The sequence below is a fragment of the Arthrobacter sp. SLBN-122 genome (assembly GCF_006715165.1).
Taxonomy (GTDB): Bacteria; Actinomycetota; Actinomycetes; order Actinomycetales; family Micrococcaceae; genus Arthrobacter.
Genome location: NZ_VFMS01000001.1, coordinates 3,782,796 through 3,805,609 on the forward strand (window position 1 = coordinate 3,782,796; position 22,814 = coordinate 3,805,609).

Genomic DNA, 22,814 nt, shown 5'->3' on the forward strand with positions numbered 1-22,814 from the left:
GCCAATCCGCCTAGCCTGCGGCGGGGGACGCGACGCCCGGCGCCAGGAAGCGCTTGCCATTCACCCGCTCGGAGGCCCCCACCCGGTCCAGGTAGGGGGTGATGCCGCCCAGGAACATCGGCCAGCCGGCGCCCAGGATCATGCAGAGGTCGATGTCCTCCGGACCGGCGACGACGCCCTCATCCAGCATGAGGCCGATTTCCTCAGCCAGGGCATCCTGGACGCGGCGCAGCACCTGCTCGCCAGCGGAAGGGCTGGAGCCAAAGGACAGCATTTCCAGCGTGGAAGCGGGGATGGCCCGGGTGCCATCCGGGGAAGTCTCCCACAGTGCCTTGACGTTGTTGTCGATGAGCTTCTTGAGATTGGTGGATACCGGGAAACGGTCGCCGAACGCGGCGTGCAGCGATTCCTGGACGTGCTGCGCCACGGGAAGGCCCACCATGGCCAGCAGCGTGAACGGCGTCATGGGCAGCCCCATGGGCCGGAGCGCATTGTCCGCCACCTCTGCCGGCGTGCCCTCATCAAAGGCGGCCGTGACTTCCCCCATGAGCCTCAGTAGGATGCGGTTGACCACGAATGCAGCGGCATCCTTGACCAGCACCCCGGTCTTCTTCAGGGACCTGGCCAGCTCGAAAGCGGTGGCCAGCACGGCGTCGTCGGTCCGCGGGGCCCGGACGATCTCCAGCAGCGGCATCACAGCCACGGGATTGAAGAAGTGGAACCCCACCAGCCGCTCAGGGTGTTGCAGGTCCGCGGCCATTTCCGTCACCGAGAGCGAGGACGTGTTCGTGGCCAGGATGCACTCCGGCGACACGATGGCCTCCAGTTCGGCGAAGACCTGCTTCTTGATGTGCAGTTCCTCAAAGACCGCCTCAATCACGAAGTCGGCGTCGGCGAAGACATCCTTTGACACCGAACCCGTCACCAGGGCCTTGGTGCGGTTGGCCGCGTCCTGGCTGACGCGCTTTTTCGCCAGCAGCTTGTCCACCTCGGCGTGGACGTAGGCCACGCCCTTGTCCACACGCGCCTGGTCGATGTCAGTCAGGACCACAGGCACCTTCAGCTGGCGGGCGAAGAGCAGGGCCAGCTGGCCGGCCATCAGCCCGGCGCCAACCACGCCCACTTTGGTGACGGGACGGGCCAGCCTGCGGTCAGGGGCGCCGGCCGGGCGCTTGGCCCGCTTCTGCACCAGGTCCAGGAAGGCATAAACAGTGGAGCGGAACTCGTCCGTCTGCATCAGCTCAGCCAGGGTTTCGCATTCCATCGCGGCGGATTCCGATGCCGTCATGGTGCGGTTCGCCTCGAGGATATCCAGGACCTTGGCGGGTGCGGGGGACGCGTTGGAGGTCTTGGCCTCAACGAACGCCCGGCCGGCCTCCACCGCGGCGGCCCAGCGGGTTGCCGCCTCAGGAGAGGAAGGGTCGACGGCGTTGGCCTGCTGCGGGACCACGTCACCGGAGATGACACCGGCGGCCCAGGCAAGCGACTGCTCCAGGAAGTCGGCAGGCTCGAAGAGGGCGTCGGCGATGCCCAGCGTGAACGCCTCCGCACCGGACAGTGTCCGGTTGTTGCTGAGCGGGTTCTCGATCATGACCTTCACGGCATTCTCCGGGCCCAGCAGGCGGGGGAGGATGTAGACGCCGCCCCAGCCGGGCACCAAACCGAGGAACGCTTCCGGCAGTGCCAGGGCCCCGGCGCCCGTCGATACGGTGCGGTACGTGGACTGCAGGGCGATTTCCAGTCCGCCGCCCAGGGCTGCGCCGTTGATGAAGGCGAAGCTGGGGACGCCAAGGTTTGCCAGCGTTGCGTAGACATCATGGCCCAGCTGCGCCATCCACAGCCCGTGCTCACGTTGTTCCAGTGACTTCACGGCGGAAAGATCGGCGCCTGCCACCAGGTAGTGCGGCTTGCCGGTCACGCCCACGCCCACGATCTCGCCCCGGGCGGCCCGCTCGCGCAGGCCTTCCAGGACCGTGCCGAGTTCCACCAGGGTGTTGGGGCCCAGGGTGGTGGGCTTGCTGTGGTCGAGGTCGTTGTCCAGGGTGACCAGGGCGAAGGTACCCGGACCTGGCTGGCCCGCGGTGCCCGGCAGCGCGATGTCCTGCACATAGGAGTGGGTGACGGTTTCGTTGGGGAAGAGGTCCGCCAACTTTCGGAAATCTGCGGCGCTCATGCCATGGCTCCTTCGGAAACGGTAGCGGCGGTCTCCCCGGAAGGGGTTCCGCTGTAGTCGGGGTGGTTCGGGTTCTCCCAGATCACGGTGCCGCCCATGCCAAGGCCCACGCACATGGTGGTGATCCCGTACCGCACCGAGGGGTCCTCTTCGAACTGGCGGGCCAGCTGGATCATCAGCCGGACGCCGGAGGAGGCAAGGGGGTGTCCCACGGCGATCGCGCCGCCGTACCGGTTGACCCGGGGGTCGTCGTCGGCGATGCCGTAGTGGTCAAGGAAGCTCAGGACCTGCACGGCGAACGCTTCGTTGATCTCGAACAGGCCAATGTCGTCGATGGTGAGTCCGGCATTCTTCAACGCTTTTTCGGTGGCGGGGACGGGGCCGATGCCCATGACCTCCGGCTCCACCCCGGCGTACGCGTAGCTGACCAGCCGCATCTTCACGGGCAGCCCCAGCTCCGCGGCGGACTCGGAGGATGCCAGGACCGCGGCGGTTGCGCCATCGTTCAGGCCGGCGGCGTTTCCGGCAGTGACCCGGCCGTGGGCCCGGAACGGCGTGCGCAGGCCGGCGAGGTCAGCCATGCTGGTCCCCGGGCGCGGCGGTTCGTCCTTGCTGTGGACCGTCCAGCCCTCGCCGGGCTTGCGGGCGGCAACGGGAACCAGGTCGGGCTGGATCTTACCGTCCCGGTAGGCGGCGGCCAGCTTGTTCTGCGAGGCCACGGCGTAGGCGTCGGTGCGCTGTTTCGTGATGGCCGGGAAGCGGTCGTGCAGGTTTTCGGCAGTGTTTCCCATGTTCAGGGCTGCGGGGTCCACCAGGCGTTCGGACATGAACCGCGGGTTGGGGTCGGCGCCGGATCCCATGGGGTGGTGACCCATGTGCTCCACGCCGCCGGCAACCACCACGTCGTAGGCACCAAAGCCGATGCCGCCCGCCGTCGTGGTGACGGCCGTCATGGCACCGGCGCACATGCGGTCGATGGCGAAGCCGGGGACCGTCCGGGGGAGGCCGGCCAGCAGGGCCGCGGTCCGGCCGAGGGTAAGGCCCTGGTCGCCGGTCTGGGTGGTGGCGGCGATGGCTACCTCGTCGATCCGCTCCGACGGCAGGGACGGATTGCGGCGAAGCAGGCCGCGGATGCATTTCACGATCAGGTCGTCGGCCCGGGTCCCGGCGTAGATTCCTTTCTCGCCGGCCCTGCCGAAGGGTGTGCGGATGCCGTCCACAAAGACGACGTCGCGGACAGTGCGCGGTGATGCGCCGCTTCCGTGCTGGCTCACGTGTAACTCCTCATCGAGACGTAGCGCGCCGGGTGCATGCCGGAGTGCGGCACTAACTGGCGTCGGTCACACCGATGTTACTCGTGAGTAACTTAGCCTGCAAGGGCTGACGTTAAAGGGTTACTGGCCGCCAGCGGCAGCAACCTGTTTAGGTTCCTTGGGCGGAAGGGGCTGCGGATCCAGGAAAGCGGCGGTGATCAGTGGAGCCGTGAGTTCCACCTGCCATGGGCGGGCACCGAGCGCCCGCAGTTCGGCGGAAATCGAGTCTTCGGTGACGTCGGCCGGCGGCCGCCACGCCACACGCCGCAGGTAGTCGGGCGTCAGGAGGTTCTCCAGCGGAAGGTTCAACTCCCCGGCCTTCTCCTGGAGCAGGGGGCGGGCCGTGGCCAGGCGGGCGGCGGCTTCGGGATCGCGGTCTGCCCAGACCCGCGGCGGCGGTGGGGCGTTGGTGGCAAGGTGCAGGGGCGGCAGTTCCGCCAGGTCCCGGGCCGAGGCGATGCAGCGCAGCCACCGTGGAGCTTCGCGCTGGGCGGCCCGCCCGTGGAAGCCCTTGGTGCTGAGCAGTTGGGGGACGGTGGCGGGCATGGCCTTCGCCGCGGCTACGAGGGCTGAGTCCGGCAGGAGCCGCCCGGGTGCCACGTCGCGTTTCTGCGCCAGGGAGTCGCGTTCCAGCCACAGCTCGCGGACCGCGGCAAGCTGGCGGCGGTCACGGATCTGATGCAGGCCGGAGGTCTTCCGCCAGGGGTCAACGCGCGGGGGAGCGATGCCCGCTTCGAGGATGGCCGCGAACTCCTGCTGGGCGTATTCCAGTTTTCCGTCCGCCTGCAGCAGCTCGATGAGTTCCTCGCGCAGCTCCGTGAGGACCTCGACGTCCAGTGCGGCGTAGCGCAGCCAGGGCTCCGGCAGGGGTCGGGTGGACCAGTCGGCCGCAGAGTGTTCCTTGGCAAGGCCGAATCCCAGCAGCTGTTCGATGACGGCGGCCAGGCCTACGCGGGGCAGCCCGGCCAGGCGCGCTGCGAGTTCCGTGTCGAAGAGCTTGTCCGGCCACATTCCGAGTTCGGAGAGGCAGGGGAGGTCCTGGGTGGCGGCGTGGAGGATCCACTCGACGCCGCGGAGGGCGTCGTTGATGATGTCCAGGTTCTCGAACGGCTCGGGATCGATCAGCCAGGTCCCGGCGCCCTCGCGGCGGATCTGGACCAGGAAGGCCCGCTGTCCGTAGCGGAAGCCGGAGGCGCGTTCGGCGTCCACGCCGGCGGGCCCGGTGCCGGCGGCAATGGCAGCGGCACAGCGCTCCAGGCCGGACTGCGTCTCGATGACCAGCGGAACGCCGTCGCGGGGCGAGTCAAGGTCGATGATTTCGGGGATGGGGCTGTCAAAGCCCTCCACCGTGATGTGGGGTGCGGCAGCAGCAGCCGGGACGCCGGCTGTGGTGTTTTCCGGAATGTTTGGGGTCATGATGCCCCCAGTTTACCGGGCTGCCCCATAACCGTTCTGCTGGCTTCGCCGCCGGGGCGGGAGTGCGGTGACGCCGTCGGGCAGTGGCGGGAGTCCGGCGAACGTGCACACCATGTCGGACCAGGCCTCAAGGTGGGCCTGGACATCGGCGGAACCGGGCGTCCAGGAGGCCCGGAGCTCGATGTCTATGGACCCGGGCCGCCCGGCCAGGGTCCCGAAGCTTTCGGACAGGACGCGGGTGGCGGTGCCGCCCGCGGCCCGGTATGCCGCATTATGGTTCTCCAGTGCCTCCACCAGCCAGGTCCACGCCACGGTGCCCAGCATCTGGTCGTTGCCCATTTCCGGTTCCAATTCGGCACGGATGTAGGTGACGATCCGGAACTCGCCGTCCCAGACTGCCGAGCCGTCCGGATCATGCAGCAGGATGAAGCGTCCGGTGGCGAGCTCCGTTTCGTCCTCGTCCGCCGGCCCCGAAGCGGAGGCGGCGGCAAGGGCCATGGCCGCGGGTCCGTGGACGGGCGTGGCGGGGGCGCCGGGCGCCATCACTTCGGCGCCCAGCGCGACGGCGAAGGGTGCCAGCCGCGCGGGGGCAGGGATCTCCGCGAGGCGCAGTTCCTTCCGGCAGCGGGCTTTCCTGAGGGTTCCCAACGCGTGGAGAAAATCCGGGGGAACCTGGTCAAGTGCGTTCACCTTGGCAGATTACGGGGCGGGACGGGCGGGGGCGGGAAGGCTCGCCGCCAGCGGACGTTCACCCGGCCTGGCCGGCCCGGTGATCCCGGAGCTCATGGCGGATCGCGGCAGCAAAGGTATCGACGTCCTCTTCCGTGGTGTCAAAGGAACACATCCACCGGACTTCCCCTGCCGCCTCGTCCCAGTCGTAGAACCGGAAGGACTTGCGCAGCCGGTCCGCTGTTCCGGGGGGAAGGATGGCGAAGACGCCGTTGGATTCGGTTTTCTGGGTGGGCCGGACGCCGTCAATGGTGTCGACGGCGGCACGGAGGCGGGCGGCCATGGCGTTGGCGTGCGCGGCGGAGCGCAGCCACAGGTCGCCTTCCAGCAGCGCGATGAACTGGGCGGACATGAAGCGCATCTTGGAGGCAAGCTGCATGTCCATCTTGCGCAGGTAGACCAGCCCGTGGGCTGCCTCAGGGTTCAGGGCCACCACCACTTCGCCGAAGAGCAGTCCGTTCTTGGTGCCGCCAAAGGACAGGATGTCCACGCCGGCGTCGCGGGTGAAGGCCCGCAGGGGCACGCCCAGGTGGGCGGCGGCATTGGCCAGCCGCGCCCCGTCCATGTGCAGCTTCATGCCCCTGGCGTGTGCATGGTCGGCAATGGCACGCACTTCTTCCGGGGTGTAGCAGGTGCCCAGTTCCGTGGTCTGGGTGATGGAGACGGCCAGCGGCTGGGCGCGGTGTTCGTCGCCCCAGCCCCAGGCCTCCCGGTCGATCAGTTCGGGGGTGAGCTTGCCGTCCGGCGTGGGGACGTGCAAAAGCTTGAGTCCGCCGATGCGTTCGGGGGCTCCGTTCTCGTCCATGTTGATGTGGGCGGTGGAGGCGCACACCACGGCGCCCCAGCGGGGGAGCAGGGACTGTAGTGACAGGACGTTGGCGCCGGTGCCGTTGAAGACCGGAAAGCATTCGATGCCCGGGCCGAAGTGGTCAACCATCAGTTCCTGCAGCCGCGCCGTGTAGTCGTCTTCGCCGTAGGAGACCTGGTGCCCGTCATTGGCGGCGGCAAGTGCCGCGAGGACTTCGGGGTGGACGCCTGAGTAGTTGTCGGAGGCAAAGCCGCGCACGTTGGGATCGTGCAGCCGCAGCCCCGTGCGGGTTTCTGCTGTTGTCGTCATTGGGTTGCTCACGCTTTCAGTTTAGGTACTGCCGGGGCCGTCAGTCGGCCAGCCTGAGGCGGGCACCGTTGAGTTCGGCGGATGGTGTGCCAAAAAGGCGTACGACGGCGGAGGCCAGGTCAGCCACGTCAGTCGCCCCCGGGAACCTGCGCTCCGGGTGGGTTCGGCGCAGGTCGTCGTCCACCAGCGCCTTGACCACCAGGATCGTGGCGGCGGCTTGGCTTCCGCCGGCCCCGGAGGCGCGGCGGAAGCCATCGGCCATGGCCAGGGTCCAGGTTTCCGCGGCTGCCTTCGCTGCCGCATAGCTGGCCACGGCTGCGGTGGGTTTATCCAGGGCGGTGGAGGACACCATCGCAAACCGTCCCGAGGCGGATGTGGCGAGGTCGTCGAAGAAGACACGTGAGACGTTGCGCAGGGTGGTGATGGCGCCGCGTTCCAGGAAGTCCCAGTCGTCGTCGGACTGGTCCGTGATGCCCTTGGCCCCGCGCCAGCCGCCCACCAGGTGGATCACGCCGTCCACCGCCCCCAAGGCGCCGGTGACGTCGTCGCGCAACTGCCGGACGTCCGCCAAAACCGCGAGGTCGCACGTAAAGGGCGTGACGCCATCGCCCGCCTTCTGCGCTGCTGCGCGGATGCCGGCGGGATCGGACCCCGCCGTGGCCACCCGGTGGCCGGCCGCGGCCAGCGCCCGGGCCACGGCGATTCCGGAGGCACCGCTGCCGCCGGCCACCAGGACGGTGAGCGGCCGGGCATGCGGGCTCTGGCCGCCCTGGTCGGCTTCTGTTGCTCCGGCAGTGCTCACAGTGCGGAGCAGCCGGTGATCCCGGCGGTGGACTCGATGACGGGGCGCATCTTCTTCTCCAATGCCTCGTAGAACATGGACAGCGGGAATTCGTCGTCCAGCACCTGGTCCGTGAGGCCGCGCGGCGTTCCCGCCAACGGGAGCGCGTCCGGGCCCTTGGCCCAGACGGAGGCAGGGCTGGGGGTGACAGTGGCCGAGACCAGCTGGTAGGCGGCCAGCCAGTGGGCGGTCTTGGGGCGGTCGATGGAGCGCCAGTAGAGTTCGTCGATGCTGGCTCCCAGGGCGATCACAGCGTCTGCCACCTCATCCCAGTCGATGGCAAGCCGGGTGTCCGTCCAGTGCAGCACGTGCTGTTGGTGCAGCCAGGCAAAGAGGAGCTGGCCGCCCAGGCCATCGTAGTTGCGGACCCGGCTGCCGGTAATGGCGAAGCGGAAGATGCGGTCGAAGATGATGGCGTACTGCACGAGCTTCGCGTGCCGCCGTGCTTCAGGATCGGCGTCGTCGTCCTTTTCGATCCGGACCGATTCGCGGAATGCGGTGAGGTCGCAGCGCAGCTCTTCGAGCGAGTACAGGAAATAGGGCATCCGCTGCTTGATCATGAACGGATCGAACGGCAGGTCCCCGCGCATGTGCGTCCGGTCGTGTATCAGGTCCCACATCACGAACGTGGCCTCGGTGAGGTCCTGGTCCGCGAGCAGTTCCGCGGCGCCCTCCGGCAGCTCCAGGGACGTGATCTCCGCTGCAGCCTTCAGGACGCGGCGGAACCGGGCGGCTTCCCGGTCGGCAAAGATTGCGCCCCAGGTGAAGGTGGGGGTCCGGCTGACGGCCACCGTTTCGGGGAAGAGGACGGCTGAGTTGGTGTCGTAGCCCGGGGTGAAGTCCACGAAGCGGATGGGGACGAACAGTTTGTTCGAGTAGTCCCCGGCTTCCAGCCCGGCGATGAATTCGGGCCAGATGACCTCGACCAGCACAGCCTCCACCAGCCGGTTGCTGCTGCCGTTCTGGGTGTACATGGGGAACACCACCAGGTGCTGCAGCCCGTCGCTGCGCTGCTCCTGCGGCTGGAATTCCAGGAGCGATGACAGGAAGTCAGGGACCCCGAAGCCGCCGGCAGCCCATGCCTCAAAGTCTGCGCAGGCGGCGCCCAGGTAGCCGGCGTCGTGCGGAAAAGCAGGAGCCAGGGCCTGGACTGCGGCCACGATGGCATCCACGTACCGGGCTGCTTCCGGGTGGTCCTCCGGAGTGGGGACGGAGCCGTCCTGGACCTGGAGCCCCTGCAGTGCGGTGGCGGCTGCCTTGAGCCGGAGCCAGTCCTGGTTCTGTGCGGAAATCCCGGTAACGGCGGTGGTCAGGGTCTCTGTCATCGTCGGCTGCCTTTCTGGTTGCTTGCTTCTCTGGCGAGCGTAACAAGCAACCAGCAGGACTTATGCCAAAACGTATGTTTCGTAAGAAAGGCTTAGCCTTGCTGCTCCGGCGGAAGGACCGAGACAGGTCCTTCGCTGTGGGATAGGCGCCGGGACAGCCCTTCCGGTGCCCTAGCTTTGCGGCGTCCCTTCCGGTCCAGCATCCTTTGCCTTGAGACGGAGGGACACGGAGTTGATGCAGTAGCGCTGGTCGGTGGGCGTTCCATAGCCCTCGCCCTCGAAGACGTGGCCAAGGTGCGAGTCGCAGGAAGCGCAGCGCACCTCGATCCTTTCCATGCCGAGGGTCCTGTCATGGATGTAGCGCACGTTGCCCTCAGCCAAAGGAGCCCAGAAGGAAGGCCACCCGCAGTGCGAGTCAAACTTCTCGTTGCTGGTGAACAGTTCGGCGCCACAGGCCCGGCACTGGTATACGCCTTCGGTATGGGTATCCCAGTATTCGCCGGTGTACGGGCGCTCGGTCCCGGCCTGGCGGAGGACGTGGTACTCCTCCGGGGTCAACTCCTCCCGCCACTGGGCATCGGTTTTCTGGACCGTGTTTGCTGGCGTGGTGCTTTCCTGGCTGCCACCAACCATGTCCGTTGCCTTGTTCCCGAAAATGCTGTTTCCAAAGATGCTCATAGCATTCCCAACGCTCAGGAGTCGCCGATAAATCCCGAGCCCGCGTACAGGTGGAGCACGGGGACACCGAGTTGGTCCTGCGCCTTGTTGGCCCAGTCCGTGTGGAAGGTGTCGGACACGGCATGCGGCCTGGTGATCACCACGGCCTGGGAGGCGCCGGTTTCCCGGACCTTTGCCACCAGGCCCTCCACTGCCTTGCCCTCCACCACCTGGCCGCTTACACCGGAGCCCAAACCCTCCAGTGCCGCGAGCGACGCGGTGAGGATTTCATCTGCGTGCGCCCGCTCTGTGGCGGGGTCCGGGTTGCGCGCTCCAAGTTCCCGGAACGCCTTGGCAACGTCAAGCATGGAGAGGTTTTCCAGGAAGTCCACGAGCAGGTGCCGCTCGGTGTTCGCCGGCACCAGGACCAGCAACCGGTTGTCCGCCCCATCCACCAGCCGTTCGATGTTCACGCGGTCGTCCGCGCCCAGGGGTTCTTCGGTCAGGATGATGATGGGATCACTCATGGCCTTAGCCTAGCGCCGCCCGCGGACGCCCGCACGGCACCAAAAGAAAGTGCCGGAACAGGGCTGGTGGGCTGCACGGCGCCGTGCCGGTCCTGCCCGGGAATGCGGATATCGGCGGCAACGCCGGTAAGAATAGTTCCATGGCACCTTTCCGGCGAGCGCGCCCTGCAATGACTGCATCCATCCGGGATTCCGGCGGAATGTCTCCCGGAGCGAAGTGGGCCATTGGCGGCGCCATCGCCGGCGGATCCGTGGCCAGCCTGCTTGGAGCAGGCTCCTCCGCGCTCGCCGTGTACTTTGCCCGCCGCGTCATCACGCCTGCACGGCAGCGGGTTGCCGACAAGGAACTGCTGGCCGTTATCCGGGACGGGCACAAGCAGCAGGTGATCCTGGCTGCCGACGATGACACCACTGTGGACGGGGTCTACGGGTTCTTTTTCGACGGCGGCAAGGGGCATGTGCGCATTGGCCGCATTATTTCCTACTCGCCCGCCGAACGGACGGTCCTGCGCGAGGTGGAAGCTGTCTACAGCGGTGATTTGTCCACGGCGCGCTGGGGATGGTGGAGCGGTGCCATCTACCCGGACCCGGCCGCCGCCGGAATTCCTGCCGAGGACGTGCTGGTTCCGGTGGAACGCGGGGAAGCGCCGGCCTGGCTGGTCCGGGCGAAGGGTACGGCCCGCACCTGGGCCATTATGGTGCACGGACGCGGAGCCAGCCGGCAGGAGGCGCTGCGAGCGGTGGGACCGGCACTGGAGCTGGGCCTGACCAGCCTGCTGGTGTCCTACCGCAATGACGGACTGGCGCCTTCAGCCGATGACGGACGCTACGGCCTGGGCTCCACGGAATGGCAGGACATTGAAGCTGCCATTGAATATGCGCTGGCCCACGGTGCCGAGGAAATCGTCCTGTTTGGCTGGTCCATGGGCGGGGCCATTTGCCTGCAAACCGCGGACCTGTCCCGCTACCGGCACCTGATCCGGGCCATGGTGCTCGACGCCCCGGTGATCGACTGGGTCACCGTGCTGGCGCACCATGCGCAGCTGAACCGGATTCCGTCGCTGGTGGGCCGCTACGGGCAGCTGATGCTGGGCCACCCGCTGGGCCGCCGCCTGACCGGCCTCTCGGCGCCGGTGGACCTGAAAGTCATGGACTGGGTGTCCAGGGCCGTCGAACTGCGGACTCCCACGCTGATCATCCACAGCGTTGACGACGAGTATGTTCCCTACGGGCCGTCTGCCCTCCTGGCCGAGCGGAACCCGGAAATGGTCACTTTCGAAACATTCAGGCACGCACGGCACACCAAGGAATGGAACGTGGACCCCGAGCGCTGGGAACGGCTGGTCAAGGCCTGGCTCCGGCAACAACTCGCCCCCCGCCTCAACCCCGGATCCGGGCTAAGCCCGGGGGCCCTGGCCGGACCAACGCCTGCGGGGGCGTGACATGGCGGACCAACAGCAACAGGGAAAAACAGGGACGTTGAGCGCACGTGGGCGGGAGCTCGCAGCGGGACTTGAAGGACTGGTCACAGCTGCCCCGGGCGGGCCGGCCCAGGCGTCGCGTGCACCCTTTGACGGGACCGTGATTGGTGAAGTGCCTGTCTGCACTGCGCATGACGTTGCTGCCGCCGTCGGTACGGCCCGCCTGGCGCAGCGGCACTGGGCCACTGTTCCGGTGGCTGAACGCTGCGCCGTGGTCCGGCGCTTCCGCGGGCTGGTGCTGGACCGGGAGCAGGACATCCTGGACCTGGTGCAGGCAGAGAGCGGCAAGTCCCGGCTGAGCGCCTTCGAGGAGTTCGCGGACGTTGTCCTGACGGCGGACTACTATCTACGGAACGCTGAACGGTTCCTTGGGCCGCGCCGCCGGAAGGGCGCCGCCCCGGTCCTGACCCGCACCACCGAACACCGCATGCCCAAGGGCGTGGTGGGCGTCATCAGTCCCTGGAACTACCCCCTGACCCTTGCGGTCTCGGACGCCATCCCGGCCCTGCTGGCCGGAAACGCCATCGTCCTGAAGCCGGATTCACAGACGCCCTTCACCGCCCTGCTGATGCTCAGGCTGCTCCGTCAGGCAGGCCTTGCAGCAGAGCTGTTCCAGGCGGTCACAGGGCCCGGCCCCGCGATTGGGCCCGCCCTGATTGAGCGGGTCGACTTCCTGATGTTCACCGGATCGTCCAAGACCGGCAAGACCGTTGCCCGGCAGTGCGGTGAGCGGCTGATCGGCTTTTCCGCCGAACTCGGCGGCAAGAACCCCATGCTGGTTCTGGCTGACGCGGATATTGGCAAAGCTGCAGCCGGCGCGGTCCACGCCTGTTTTTCCAACTCGGGACAGCTGTGCGTCAGCATCGAGCGGATCTACGTGCACTCTGACGTCCATGACAGTTTCCTGGCCGCCTTCGCAGCCGGGGCGAAGGGCATCCGCATGGCTCCAGGACCTGACTGGGACATCGGCATGGGCTCCCTCATCAGCGCGGCACAACTTGAACGGGTGGACCGCCACGTCCAGGATGCCGTGGCCAAAGGCGCGCAATTGGTCACCGGCGGCCGGCGGCGGCCGGACCTGGGGCCCTTGTTCTACGAGCCAACGGTCCTTGCCGGAGTCACTGGGGAGATGCTCGTGGCCCGTGAAGAGACTTTCGGTCCCGTCGTGGCTGTCTACCGGACAGCTGACGATGACGAAGCCGTAGCCCTCGCCAACGATTCCGACTTCGGCCTGAACGCCAGCGTCTGGTCCGGCCGCCGGGGGGAGGCTGTGGCGCGCGGGCTCCTGACGGGCACGGTCAACGTCAATGAAGGCTATGCAGCCACCTGGGCATCCCATGATGCGCCCATCGGGGGCATGAAGGAGTCCGGCGCGGGCCGCCGCCACGGCCGGGAAGGGATCCTCAAATACACCGAGCCGCAGACCATCGCGGTGCAACGGCTGCTGCCGGTTGCACCCATGCCCGGCATGTCGAACCGGGCCTACGCGCGGATCATGAAAGGGGCCATCACGCTGATGGGCCGCTTCCCCCGCAACCGCTAACCGACATCGCCCGCGCCGCCAGGACATACGCCTCAAAACGCCAGGAGAACCATATGCCCACAGGAACCCCGCTTTCCGGCGCCACAGTGTTGATCACGGGAGGCGGCAGCGGGCTGGGCCGCCGGCTGGCGCTCGGAGCGGCCCGGCGCGGCAGCCGGGTGGTCATCTGGGATCTGGATGCTGGACGGGGCGCAGCGGTGCGCGATGAGATCCGGGCCGCCGGCGGCTCTGCCGAATCCCAGATCGTGGACGTCTCGGACCGTGAGGCGGTGAAGGCTGCCGCGGCTGTTGCCGGACCGGTGGATATCCTGGTCAACAACGCCGGCGTGGTCAGCGGCCGGCCACTCCTTGAGGCCACGGATGAAGCCATCGAACGGACCATGAACGTCAATGTCATGGCCCTTTACTGGGTTACCCGCGCCTTCCTCGGCGGAATGGCCAACCGCCGGCGGGGAACGGTGGTCACCGTTGCCAGTGCTGCCGGCCTGGTGGGTGTTGCCCGCCAGACCGACTATTCCGCCAGCAAGTTCGCCGCCTTCGGCTTCAACGAATCACTCCGTGCCGAGCTTCGCGCCGGAAGAACCGGTGTCAATACGCTGGTGGTCTGCCCTTACTACATCGACACCGGGATGTTCGATGGCGTCCAGACCCGCTGGCCACTGCTCCTCCCCATTCTCCAGGAAGAGCAGGTGGCAACCAGGGTCCTTGACGCCATCGAAGCCGGGCGCCGGAAACTTGTCCTGCCGCCCATTGTGAACCTGTTGCCTGCCCTGCGGATTCTTCCGGTCACCGTCTTTGACGGGCTCATGGACGTGCTGGGAGTCAACCGGACCATGGACCACTTCACCGGACGGGATGCGGGGCGGGCAGGAGGGAATTAGGGGTAAGGCCTACCCTCCTTCATTGGGGACCCGTGACCCTATGACAGACCAAAGCCCGGGTCTATCCTGCTGCCCAGGGGGGATACCGTTGCGAAGAAATGGGGCCCCGAAATGCGCATGACAAGGCGACAACTGCTGCAGGCCGGTGCTGTTGCCGGTGCAGGGCTCCTGGCTTCGCCCGGCTTGCCGGCTGCCGCGGCCCGTGCACCTGCGTCCGGGAAGCAATCGATGTTTACCGAGCAGCTCCCCAGCATGGATGAGCTCGGAGTGCTGGACGTGCAGGCTGGCGGCAGCAAGTCGCTCTGGGTCCGCAACGCCCGCCACCGGTTCCAGGAACACATGGGCCTGACGGACACCTTGGCCTACCAGGAGGCCGGTTCAACCCGGACGTACCTTGGCCCCGTGATCATCGCCCGGAAAGGTACGCCGTTCGAGCTGACGGTCCACAACCAGGCCGGACGGCATCCCCTGGCCTTTGCCATCGACCCCGAACTGGTTCCGGCGGGCAGCAACGATGCAGTGCGGCCGCGGACGTCCGTCCATCTTCACGGCGGCAACGTCAGTGTGCGGTCCGATGGCGGCCCGGACCAGGCCTTCGGTCCCGGCGCCTCCTACACGTACCATTACGGCAACAACCAGGATGCCGCCGGGCTCTGGTACCACGACCATGCACTGGGCCTCACCCGGCTGAATGTCTACGCCGGGTTGGCCGGCGGCTACCTCCTCCGGGACAAGCCTGGCGGGACCGGGATCGATACCGGTGACGGGACACACCTGCCGCCGCCCCCGTACGAAGTGCCGCTGATTATCCAGGACCGGATGTTCAACCCCGACGGCTCGTTTGCCTACCCTCCCAATCCGGATCTCGTCAGCGCAGACGGCACACCCCGCCCCTGGGCCCCGGAGTTCTTCGGCGATGTGGCCACCGTCAACGGGAAGAACTGGCCCAACCTGGACGTGGCCCGCGGGAAGTACCGTTTCCGGATGTTCAACGGCTCCAACGCCCGGTTCTACGACTTCAGGTTCCTCGCCGGCGGCACCCCGGTCCCATTCCACCAGATAGGGTCCGACGGCGGCCTGCTCGACGCTCCTGTCCGGCTCACCAGGCTGGTGATGGGACCGGGCGAACGGGCAGACATCGTGGTGGACTTCGGGGGACTCAAGGCAGGCGCCAGGGTGCTCCTGGCCAACAGTGCTCCGGTGCCCTACCCGGACGGGCCAAAGTCTGTCCGGCAGGGCGGACTCCCGCTCCCGCAGATCATGCAGTTCACCGTCCTCTCCGAGCCCGGCTATACGGTGCCGCTGCCGCCCCACCTCCGGTCCGAAGCCGTTACCAAGCTCGGAGAACGGCCGGTCAAGGCAACGAGGTCCATGGCGCTGGTGGAGGTAGCCAACGCGGACGAGGTGCCGGTGATGGCGCTGCTGAACAACAGGATGTTCGACGGCACGGACATCACGGTGGTGAAAAGTGACACCCTGGAACAGTGGGAGCTCATCAACACCACCGTGGACGCCCACCCCATCCACCTGCACTTCACCCAGTTCCAGGTCCTCAACCGGCAGAAGTTCGACGTCGATGCCTACCTCGAGGCCACAAAGTTTGTAGATCCGGAAACCGGACTCGTCACGCCGGGGGCGGGCAAAGCGGTCGACGTCGGGCCGCACCTGATGGGCCGTCCCGAGGACGCGCCTGCCACCGAGCAGGGCTGGAAGGACACGGTGGTGGCGAAGCCGGGGGAGGTGACACGGATCCGCGTCCCCTTCGGTGCTGCCGCAGCGGGCGGAGACCCGCTGGCCATCGGCTCATCCTTCAAGGGCGAATACGTATGGCACTGCCACATCCTGGAGCACGAGGACAACGACATGATGCAGCGCTACGTGATCAAGTAGCCTGTCGTTCCCATTCTCTGCGCTGCTATGGCTGAGGGCTGCCCGCAGCCGGCGAGCTGATGGGAGCGGTAATGGCGTTCGTCAGCCGGGCCAGGTCTGCCGGGGCGAGCTCAACGTCCAGGCCGCGGCGGCCTCCGGACACCAGGATCGTGTCCAGCCCCAGGGCGGTGGAATCCAGCACCGTGGGGGAGGGCTGGCGCTGCCCGATGGGGGAGATTCCGCCCAGGACGTAGCCGGTGCGGCGCTGGGCTGCGGCGGGATCGGCCATTGCCGCCTTCTTGGCTCCGAGTGCCGAAGCCATTGCCTTCAGGTCAAGGCTTCCGCTGACCGGCACGATCCCCACTGCCAGTCGGCCCTCCACGTCCACCATCAGTGTTTTGAAGACGCGCGAAGGATCGATGCCAAGGGCTTCTGCAGCTTCAGCGCCGTAGCTCGGCGCGGATGGATCGTGGGTGTACGGGTGCAGCACAAAGGGAACCCCTGCAGCGGTCAGCGCCGCTGTTGCCGGGGTTCCCTGGGAGCCGTTCTTCCGTGCCATGGGTACTGGGGTCAGGCCTGGGCGCGGGAGCTTGCGGCCACCTTGCGCTTGATCCTTCCCAACATGGCGGTCATGCCCCTCATACGCAGCGGCGTGATGGCGCGGGTGAGCCCCAGCAGTTCCGGCATGTCGTCGGGCACGGACAGGATTTCATCGGCGGACAGGCCATCCAGGCCCTCGTGCAGGACGCCGGCAAAACCCCGTGTGGTGGGCGCCTCGGCAGGTGCCTTGAAGAACAGGTGGACCGCGCCGTCGTCGTTGTTCCCCGTCTCAATGGTGAGGAACAGCGGCGACTGGCACTCCACCACCTGCTCCAGGAGCTCGGGGTGGTCCTTGAGCCGGTCGGGGAGCTCGGGCAGTCCTTCGGAAAACTCCAGCAGCAGCTGGAGCCTCTCGGGTTCGGACAGGGCCTGGAAGTCGTCCACGATCGCCGCCAGGGCGGATGGCAAAGCTTGAGTAGTCATCGTTTCAAGTCTACGCGGGCGGGTGCTGCGTCAGGCTCCGACGGTGGCCGGAACGGAACCCCGCTCGGCGCCCTTGACGATCGGCGCGCGGACCGCATTGCCCCACTCGGTCCAGGATCCGTCGTAGTTGCGGACGGAATCAAAGCCCAGGAGGTACTTCAGGGCGAACCAGGTGTGGCTGGAACGCTCGCCAATGCGGCAGTATGCCACCACGTCGTCACCCTCGGACAGGCCGGCCTCGCCAAGGTAGATCGCCTCCAGTTCCCCGCGGCTCTTGAAGCTGCCGTCGGCGGCAGCGGCGCGGGCCCAGGGAATGGATGCGGCGGTGGGGATGTGGCCGCCGCGGAGGGCGCCTTCCTCGGGGTAGGCCGGCATGTGGGTGCGCTGGCCGGTGTATTCTTCGGGCGAGCGGACGTCGATGAGCGGGCCGGTGCCGAGGTGGGCCAGGACGTCGTCCTTGAAGGCGCGGATGGGAGCGTCGTCGCGCTCAACCTCCGGGTAGCTCCCCGGGGCGGGGGCGGGCCGGTCCCTGGTGAGTTCGCGGCCTTCGGCAATCCACTTGTCCCGGCCGCCGTCGAGCAGCCGGACATCCTGGTGGCCGAACAGGGTGAAGACCCAAAGCGCGTAGGCTGCCCACCAGTTGGACTTGTCGCCATAGATGACCACGGTGCTGTCCCGCGAGATTCCCTTGGACGCCGCGAGCTTCGCGAAGGCCGCGCCGTCAATGTAGTCACGGGAAACTTCGTCGTTCAGGTCCGTGTGCCAGTCAATCTTGACCGCGCCGGGAATGTGGCCTGTTTCGTACAGGAGCACATCCTCGTCCGATTCCACCACGACGAGTCCGCCGTCAGCCACTGCGCCGTCCTTTATGGCAGCCGCCAGCCACTCCGTGGAAACGAGCCGCTCCGGGTGGGCATAGGCAGCAAACTTCTCATTCTGGTCAACCGGGTAGGGCATTGCTTGGCCTTTCAGTAAGAGCACGGGAATCCATGGAACATGCATTGGAACCTGTTCCCACCCTAGCCAGCGCCCCTGACGTTGTCCGTATTCCGTTAATAGGGCGAAATGTTGTCTTCGTCACTCCATGCGCCGGGAGGAGGGCAGCGAGCCCGGGTCCGGCCTGCATAGCCGGTATCCTTTCTGGGGACCAACCACCAGCAGAACGGACCACCTTGGTACAGATCGAACAGCTTGCCGCCCGCACTCCGGCAGTTTCGGTGGACGAACTCCTCAAGGGCTTCTACCCATCGCCGCGGTTCGGGGAAGTCTCCTTTGCGAGCTACCGCCCGGACCCCAAGCAGCCCAGCCAGGCCACGGCCGTGCGGGAACTGCAGGGGTTTGCCGACGGCGTGGGGTCGGGTAACGGGGGCGGGCTCTTCAAGAAGCTGTTCGGCAAGAAGGACGAATCGCGCGCCGGCATCTACCTTGACGGCGGGTTCGGCGTGGGCAAGACCCACCTGCTCGCGTCCCTGTGGCACGCGTCGCCGGGCCCCAGGGCTTTCGGCACGTTCGTGGAATACACCAACCTCGTGGGCGCCCTGTCCTTCCGCAAGACGGTCGATGCCCTGAGCAGCTACAAGCTCGTCTGCATCGACGAATTCGAACTTGACGATCCGGGCGATACCGTCCTGATGTCCCGGCTCATGCGGGAACTGGCCGACGCCGGGGTCAAGCTTGCCGCCACCTCCAACACACTCCCTGGCTCGCTTGGTGATGGCCGCTTTGCCGCCGTGGACTTCCAACGCGAAATCCAGGTCCTGGCCGACCAGTTCGAGGTCATCCGCATCGACGGCGAGGACTTCCGGCACCGCGGCCTGCCCGCGGCCCCGGCCCCGCTGAAGAACAGCGAACTCAACGCGCACATGAAGGCGGAGTTCGACGGCAAGACGGTGGCCCAGGATGAATTCCCGACACTCATCCACCACCTCGCCGGCGTGCATCCCAGCCGCTACCGCCAGCTGATCGACGGCATCGACGGCGTGGTCTGGCGCAACGTGGAAACCATCAAGGAGCAGGCCGTGGCGCTGCGGTTCGTGGTGCTGGCGGACCGGCTCTACGACAAGGATGTTCCCATCCTGGCCAGCGGCGTCCCCTTCGACCAGCTGTTCACCGAGGAAATGATGACCGGCGGGTACATGAAGAAATACTTCCGCGCCGTCTCCCGCCTGACCGCGCTGGCCCGTGAAGGCCAGAACCACGAACCCTCCTAGCGGGAACCCCGCCCCGACGTCGTGCCGCGCCCGGGTTTTAGCGCCCACCGGACCACGAGCCCGGCAATCAGCGCCCAGAACGCGGCACCAATTCCGGCAAAAGCCAGCCCCGAGGCCGCCATCAGGAACGTGACCGCCGGGGCGATTCGCTCTTCGGCGTCGGCAAGGGCTGTCGAAATTGCCGAAGCCAGGGTGCCCAGCAGGGCCAGTCCGGCCACGGCTTCGAGCATCCCCGCGGGCGCCTGGTTAACTACCGACACCAAGGCTGTGGAAAAGGCAGCCAGCACCAGGTAGGCCAGGCCGGACGTAAAGCCGGCGATCCACCTCCTGCTTCGGTCGCCGCCTGCTTCGGGGCCGGCGGCGAGGGCCGCGCTGAGTGCTGCGAGATTGATGGCGTGGCCGCCGAAGGGTGCTCCCACAATGGTGCCCGCTCCTGTAACCAGCATCGCCGGCCGCCACGGGGTCTCATATCCGAATGAACGCAGCACGGCCACTCCGGGAACGTTCTGCGACGCCATGGTCACCACGAACAACGGGACGGCAATGCCGGCGAGGGCCTGCAGGCTGAACGAGGGCGTGGTCCACGCCGGTGCGGGCATGAATCCTGCCGGATCCACTGGCGTCCCGGCCGACGCCAGGGAAGTTCCGATCACGCCCAGGGCCACCAGCAGTGCTGCAGGAACCGCCCAGCGCGGAGCGAACTTCATCATCAGCAGCCAGCACAAAATGACCGGCGCAACAAGTACGGGGACCGTGCCCAGGGCTTTGAAGGGGGCCAGGCAGAGCTGCAGCAGGACCCCGGCCAGCATCGCCTGCGCCAGGAAGGACGGGATGCGTGCAATCAGCCTGCCAAGCGCCGGCACCATGCCGGTCAGGGCCAACAGCAGGCCCGCCGCGACGAAGGCCCCGACGGCGGCCGGCCACCCGCCGTCGGGAATTCCCGATGCGGCCAGCAGCGCCGCACCCGGCGTTGACCAGGCCAGTGTCACCGGAACGCGGGAGCGCCACGCGAGGACCAGGACGCCAAACCCGACGCTTAGGGTCAGTGCCAGCAGGCCGGACGCGGCCTGGGCGGAATCGGCCCCCACCGCCATAAGGCCCGCCAGGACCACGGCAAACGATGAGGTGAAGCCCACCAACGCGGTGACGATCCCGGCGACGACGGGCCGGGAGTCGATCCGGGCCCGGGTGGTCTTTGCCTCGAAGGGTGCGGGGGAGTTGGGCATACCGGCAGGTTACCGGCGGGCGTCCGGGAATCGGGAATCGTTGGCACTGACGCCGTTACCTGCGGGAACTGCCCCAACTTGTCTTCAGCGCCTTTAAACGCCGAAGGTGCGGGCGCCGCCTCCCGGCGGGACCCGCACCCCGTTGACGTGCTGGGGCAAAGCCCTGGCCAAATCCTTTACGGAGCCCTGTCAACCGGCGGAACCGGATTTTCAGGAGCTGCCGGCGGAACCTGTCCGGCGGCAGGTGCCTGGCCCGGGGTTCCGTTCTTGTCAATGAGCTTGGAAGCGCCATCCTGGATCTTGTCGACATGGCCGGTGTACTTGCCGCCGGTCTTGGTGTCGACGAAATCGCCGGCCTTGCTGATGCCGTTCTTGATGGCCTGCTCGTTGCCGCGGATGAGACCCTGAGCCTTGCCCTTTAGATCGTCAATCAAACCCACGAGCACCTCCCTTCGATCGCGGAGCCAGGTCGCTCCTCGCGCCTTCGATCCTATCCGCGGGTGACAGGCGTGCCAAGGGAGTTCGCCCGCAGCGGATGCCGGGGAAACAAAAAAAGCAGCTCCGCAGAGCTGCTGTTCGTGTGGGCGATACTGGGATCGAACCAGTGACCTCTTCCGTGTCAGGGAAGCGCGCTACCGCTGCGCCAATCGCCCGGAACCGGAAGACCGGCTGATGGGATGTAAGAGAGCGGACGACGAGATTCGAACTCGCGACATCCACCTTGGCAAGGTGGTGCTCTACCAGCTGAGCTACGTCCGCGTGTGCAGGATGACCGGTGAACCGGCTGTACTGCGGGCAAGTTGCCTTGCCAGTGGGCGATACTGGGATCGAACCAGTGACCTCTTCCGTGTCAGGGAAGCGCGCTACCGCTGCGCCAATCGCCCATTGAATCCGAAACATCCGGAAACCATGGTTTTCACCGAGGTGGGTACGGGATTCGAACCCGTGTATACGGCTTTGCAGGCCGCTGCCTCGCCTCTCGGCCAACCCACCGTGTTAGCGTCAATTCCGAAGAATGTTTGCTGTGACAGTGTCCTGCGAGCGGACGACGAGATTCGAACTCGCGACATCCACCTTGGCAAGGTGGTGCTCTACCAGCTGAGCTACGTCCGCATTTTGGAGGGTTGATTCCTTGCCGTTTCCGGCATTTCCTCGCGTTCCAACGAGTAAAAACAATATAGGAGGTTCGGGGATTCTCCAAATCGCTCCGGTCCGGGCCGGAACTATGACCTCCCGATCCCTGTAACTGCGCGGATTTTTGGAGTTACAGGCGTGTAATTCCCGACGGCGGCAGCGGGGGCTGGTGCGTTATGCTGCGTTCCGCCGGGCTGCTTTCAGTTGTTGGCGGCCAGGCCGGGGGTGCGGCTTTGGGGCCGGTTCTCAAGGTCCGCCGTTCGATTTTTGAAATAGGGCAGAGGTGGGCTAGCATTCAAATGCATCGGGGCGATTGGCGCAGTGGTAGCGCGCTTCGTTCACACCGAAGAGGTCACTGGTTCGAACCCAGTATCGCCCACCGCAGAGGCCCGTTTCCGCTCATCAGCAGCGGAGACGGGCCTCTTTTGCGTGCAGCTCCTGCCTCCCGGAGCTTTTGTCGGCCCCCTGTGAAAGAGTCTTTTGTATGACTGATCCGCTTCTCGCCCACGCCACCGAATACGGCCGGATGTATGCACGGTCAACGTCCGAGCAGTTTTCGGTACCTTCCATCACCACGGTGATCAGCCAGCAGCCGCACGGCCTGGATGGCTGGTTCGGTTACATGGGTGCGAGCAGCCTGGCCAATGATCCGCTGCTCTCGGACTGCCTGGGCAGTCCCGCCAAAATCAAGCAGGCCATCAATCGTGCCGCCAAGGCTGCCGAAACTTACCGGGACGATGCCGCCAGGCGCGGGGACCGCGTCCACAATTACTGCGAGCAGGTGGCGCTCCGGGCGCTCGGGCGCCCCCATGTCATGAAGGAAGCCCGCGAGGCCTTGGCTGCCAACGGGGAAGAGGCCTTCGCCGTCCGCTTCGACGAATGGTGGGAACTCTTCCAGGTGGAGCCCATCGCCCCCGAAATCACGGTCTGGAACAACACCGTGGGCTACGCGGGCACCCTTGACCTTGTAGCCCGGATCAACGGACGCATTTGCCTGATCGACTACAAGACCAAGGGCACAACCCGGGACGGCCTGGTCAAACCGCTGGATAACAAAGTGGTGATGCAGCTGGTGGCCGGCATGAAGGCGGAGGAAAGCCTGGTGGATGCGGAGGCCGGAACCTGGGAGCCCTGGAAATACGGCGAAAACCCTGTCCTGCTGGCCGTGGCCATTGGCGAGACGGAGGTCCGTCCTGTCCGTGCCAACCCCGAGGTCCTCAAGCACCACTGGTGGAAGTTCTGCGCCCTGCGGCGGGTCTGGGAATTGTCCGCGGACACCATCAGTGCCGGCACCGCGCTGCTGCCCATCGCACCCCCGCCGCTGGCACAGGCCCGCACCGCCTAAGCGG

The 22,814-nt window shown here is 66.7% G+C and carries 20 protein-coding genes and 6 tRNA genes; 7 read left to right on the forward strand and 19 right to left on the reverse strand.

Annotated features, from left to right (window positions below):
- Positions 1–10 precede the first annotated feature (10 nt).
- The 9 genes from FBY36_RS17350 to FBY36_RS17390 all read right to left on the reverse strand — a co-directional run bounded on the left by FBY36_RS17350 (position 11) and on the right by FBY36_RS17390 (position 10,098).
- Positions 11–2,173 (reverse strand): 3-hydroxyacyl-CoA dehydrogenase NAD-binding domain-containing protein, encoded by a 2,163-nt coding sequence (locus FBY36_RS17350; protein ID WP_142121421.1) that lies wholly within the window; start codon positions 2,171–2,173, stop codon positions 11–13.
- Positions 2,170–3,447, reverse strand: a complete 1,278-nt coding sequence (locus tag FBY36_RS17355) for a thiolase family protein (protein ID WP_142121423.1) — start codon at positions 3,445–3,447, stop codon at positions 2,170–2,172. Before FBY36_RS17355 ends, FBY36_RS17350 begins: the two co-directional genes overlap by 4 nt.
- A 120-nt stretch (positions 3,448–3,567) precedes the next feature.
- The gene (locus FBY36_RS17360) at positions 3,568–4,902 is read right to left on the reverse strand and encodes an HRDC domain-containing protein (protein ID WP_142121425.1); all 1,335 of its coding nucleotides are present in this window, start codon (positions 4,900–4,902) and stop codon (positions 3,568–3,570) included.
- A 12-nt stretch (positions 4,903–4,914) separates the two neighbouring features.
- A complete protein-coding gene (locus tag FBY36_RS17365) occupies positions 4,915–5,592 on the reverse strand; it encodes a DUF3000 domain-containing protein (RefSeq protein WP_142121427.1) in 678 nt (225 codons plus the stop codon).
- Between the two features lie 58 nt (positions 5,593–5,650).
- Positions 5,651–6,748, reverse strand: coding sequence for a threonine aldolase family protein (locus FBY36_RS17370; RefSeq protein WP_142122695.1), 1,098 nt, complete (start codon positions 6,746–6,748; stop codon positions 5,651–5,653).
- Positions 6,749–6,788: 40 nt separating this feature from the next.
- Positions 6,789–7,550, reverse strand: a complete 762-nt coding sequence (locus FBY36_RS17375) for an SDR family NAD(P)-dependent oxidoreductase (RefSeq protein ID WP_142121429.1) — start codon at positions 7,548–7,550, stop codon at positions 6,789–6,791.
- The gene (locus FBY36_RS17380; RefSeq protein WP_142121431.1) at positions 7,547–8,914 is read right to left on the reverse strand and encodes a DUF6421 family protein; all 1,368 of its coding nucleotides are present in this window, start codon (positions 8,912–8,914) and stop codon (positions 7,547–7,549) included. Before FBY36_RS17380 ends, FBY36_RS17375 begins: the two co-directional genes overlap by 4 nt.
- Positions 8,915–9,085: 171 nt before the next feature.
- Positions 9,086–9,547, reverse strand: a complete 462-nt coding sequence (gene msrB, locus FBY36_RS17385; protein ID WP_142122696.1) for a peptide-methionine (R)-S-oxide reductase MsrB — start codon at positions 9,545–9,547, stop codon at positions 9,086–9,088.
- A 59-nt stretch (positions 9,548–9,606) separates the two neighbouring features.
- Positions 9,607–10,098: a hypothetical protein gene (locus FBY36_RS17390; RefSeq protein WP_142121433.1), complete on the reverse strand. Its 492-nt coding sequence runs from the start codon at positions 10,096–10,098 to the stop codon at positions 9,607–9,609.
- Positions 10,099–10,268: 170 nt separating this feature from the next.
- Here FBY36_RS17390 and FBY36_RS17395 point away from each other — a divergent pair, with 170 nt between their 5' ends.
- The 4 genes from FBY36_RS17395 to FBY36_RS17410 all read left to right on the forward strand — a co-directional run bounded on the left by FBY36_RS17395 (position 10,269) and on the right by FBY36_RS17410 (position 15,893).
- Complete coding sequence (locus FBY36_RS17395; protein ID WP_142121435.1) at positions 10,269–11,540, forward strand: alpha/beta hydrolase family protein; 1,272 nt, start codon at positions 10,269–10,271, stop codon at positions 11,538–11,540.
- A gap of 37 nt (positions 11,541–11,577) precedes the next feature.
- A complete protein-coding gene (locus FBY36_RS17400) occupies positions 11,578–13,122 on the forward strand; it encodes a succinic semialdehyde dehydrogenase (RefSeq protein ID WP_235008881.1) in 1,545 nt (514 codons plus the stop codon).
- Between the two features lie 53 nt (positions 13,123–13,175).
- Positions 13,176–14,003, forward strand: coding sequence for an SDR family oxidoreductase (locus FBY36_RS17405; protein WP_142121439.1), 828 nt, complete (start codon positions 13,176–13,178; stop codon positions 14,001–14,003).
- Between the two features lie 117 nt (positions 14,004–14,120).
- The gene (locus FBY36_RS17410) at positions 14,121–15,893 is read left to right on the forward strand and encodes a multicopper oxidase family protein (protein ID WP_235008882.1); all 1,773 of its coding nucleotides are present in this window, start codon (positions 14,121–14,123) and stop codon (positions 15,891–15,893) included.
- A gap of 25 nt (positions 15,894–15,918) precedes the next feature.
- Here FBY36_RS17410 and ybaK read toward each other — a convergent pair whose 3' ends face one another.
- From ybaK to FBY36_RS17425, 3 genes are read right to left on the reverse strand one after another with little or no spacing between them, the layout of a single operon-like run.
- Positions 15,919–16,431: a Cys-tRNA(Pro) deacylase gene (gene ybaK, locus FBY36_RS17415; protein ID WP_142121443.1), complete on the reverse strand. Its 513-nt coding sequence runs from the start codon at positions 16,429–16,431 to the stop codon at positions 15,919–15,921.
- A gap of 11 nt (positions 16,432–16,442) precedes the next feature.
- Positions 16,443–16,895 (reverse strand): SufE family protein, encoded by a 453-nt coding sequence (locus tag FBY36_RS17420; protein ID WP_142121445.1) that lies wholly within the window; start codon positions 16,893–16,895, stop codon positions 16,443–16,445.
- Positions 16,896–16,925: 30 nt separating this feature from the next.
- Entirely contained in the window at positions 16,926–17,852 is a 927-nt protein-coding gene (locus tag FBY36_RS17425) for a sulfurtransferase (protein ID WP_142121447.1), read from the reverse strand.
- A 215-nt stretch (positions 17,853–18,067) separates the two neighbouring features.
- Between FBY36_RS17425 and zapE the strand changes: the two genes are divergently transcribed.
- Positions 18,068–19,105 carry a cell division protein ZapE gene (zapE, locus tag FBY36_RS17430; protein WP_142121449.1) on the forward strand — a complete coding sequence of 346 codons (1,038 nt, stop codon included), beginning with the start codon at positions 18,068–18,070 and terminating at the stop codon, positions 19,103–19,105.
- Here the strand turns inward: zapE and FBY36_RS17435 are convergent.
- The 7 genes from FBY36_RS17435 to FBY36_RS17465 all read right to left on the reverse strand — a co-directional run bounded on the left by FBY36_RS17435 (position 19,102) and on the right by FBY36_RS17465 (position 21,444).
- Positions 19,102–20,331 carry a benzoate/H(+) symporter BenE family transporter gene (locus FBY36_RS17435; RefSeq protein ID WP_142121451.1) on the reverse strand — a complete coding sequence of 410 codons (1,230 nt, stop codon included), beginning with the start codon at positions 20,329–20,331 and terminating at the stop codon, positions 19,102–19,104. The two genes, zapE and FBY36_RS17435, sit on opposite strands and share 4 nt — an antisense overlap.
- Before the next feature lie 176 nt (positions 20,332–20,507).
- Positions 20,508–20,771, reverse strand: coding sequence for an antitoxin (locus FBY36_RS17440; RefSeq protein ID WP_056333980.1), 264 nt, complete (start codon positions 20,769–20,771; stop codon positions 20,508–20,510).
- A gap of 141 nt (positions 20,772–20,912) precedes the next feature.
- Positions 20,913–20,984: transfer RNA gene (locus FBY36_RS17445), tRNA-Val, on the reverse strand.
- A gap of 33 nt (positions 20,985–21,017) precedes the next feature.
- Positions 21,018–21,090, reverse strand: a tRNA-Gly gene (locus FBY36_RS17450).
- Positions 21,091–21,143: 53 nt separating this feature from the next.
- Positions 21,144–21,215, reverse strand: a tRNA-Val gene (locus tag FBY36_RS17455).
- 38 nt (positions 21,216–21,253) lie between these two features.
- Positions 21,254–21,324, reverse strand: a tRNA-Cys gene (locus FBY36_RS17460).
- A gap of 47 nt (positions 21,325–21,371) precedes the next feature.
- Positions 21,372–21,444: transfer RNA gene (locus tag FBY36_RS17465), tRNA-Gly, on the reverse strand.
- 328 nt (positions 21,445–21,772) lie between these two features.
- Here FBY36_RS17465 and FBY36_RS17470 point away from each other — a divergent pair.
- Positions 21,773–21,844, forward strand: a tRNA-Val gene (locus FBY36_RS17470).
- 105 nt (positions 21,845–21,949) lie between these two features.
- The gene (locus tag FBY36_RS17475) at positions 21,950–22,810 is read left to right on the forward strand and encodes a cytochrome (RefSeq protein WP_142121453.1); all 861 of its coding nucleotides are present in this window, start codon (positions 21,950–21,952) and stop codon (positions 22,808–22,810) included.
- The last annotated feature ends 4 nt before the right edge of the window (positions 22,811–22,814 follow it).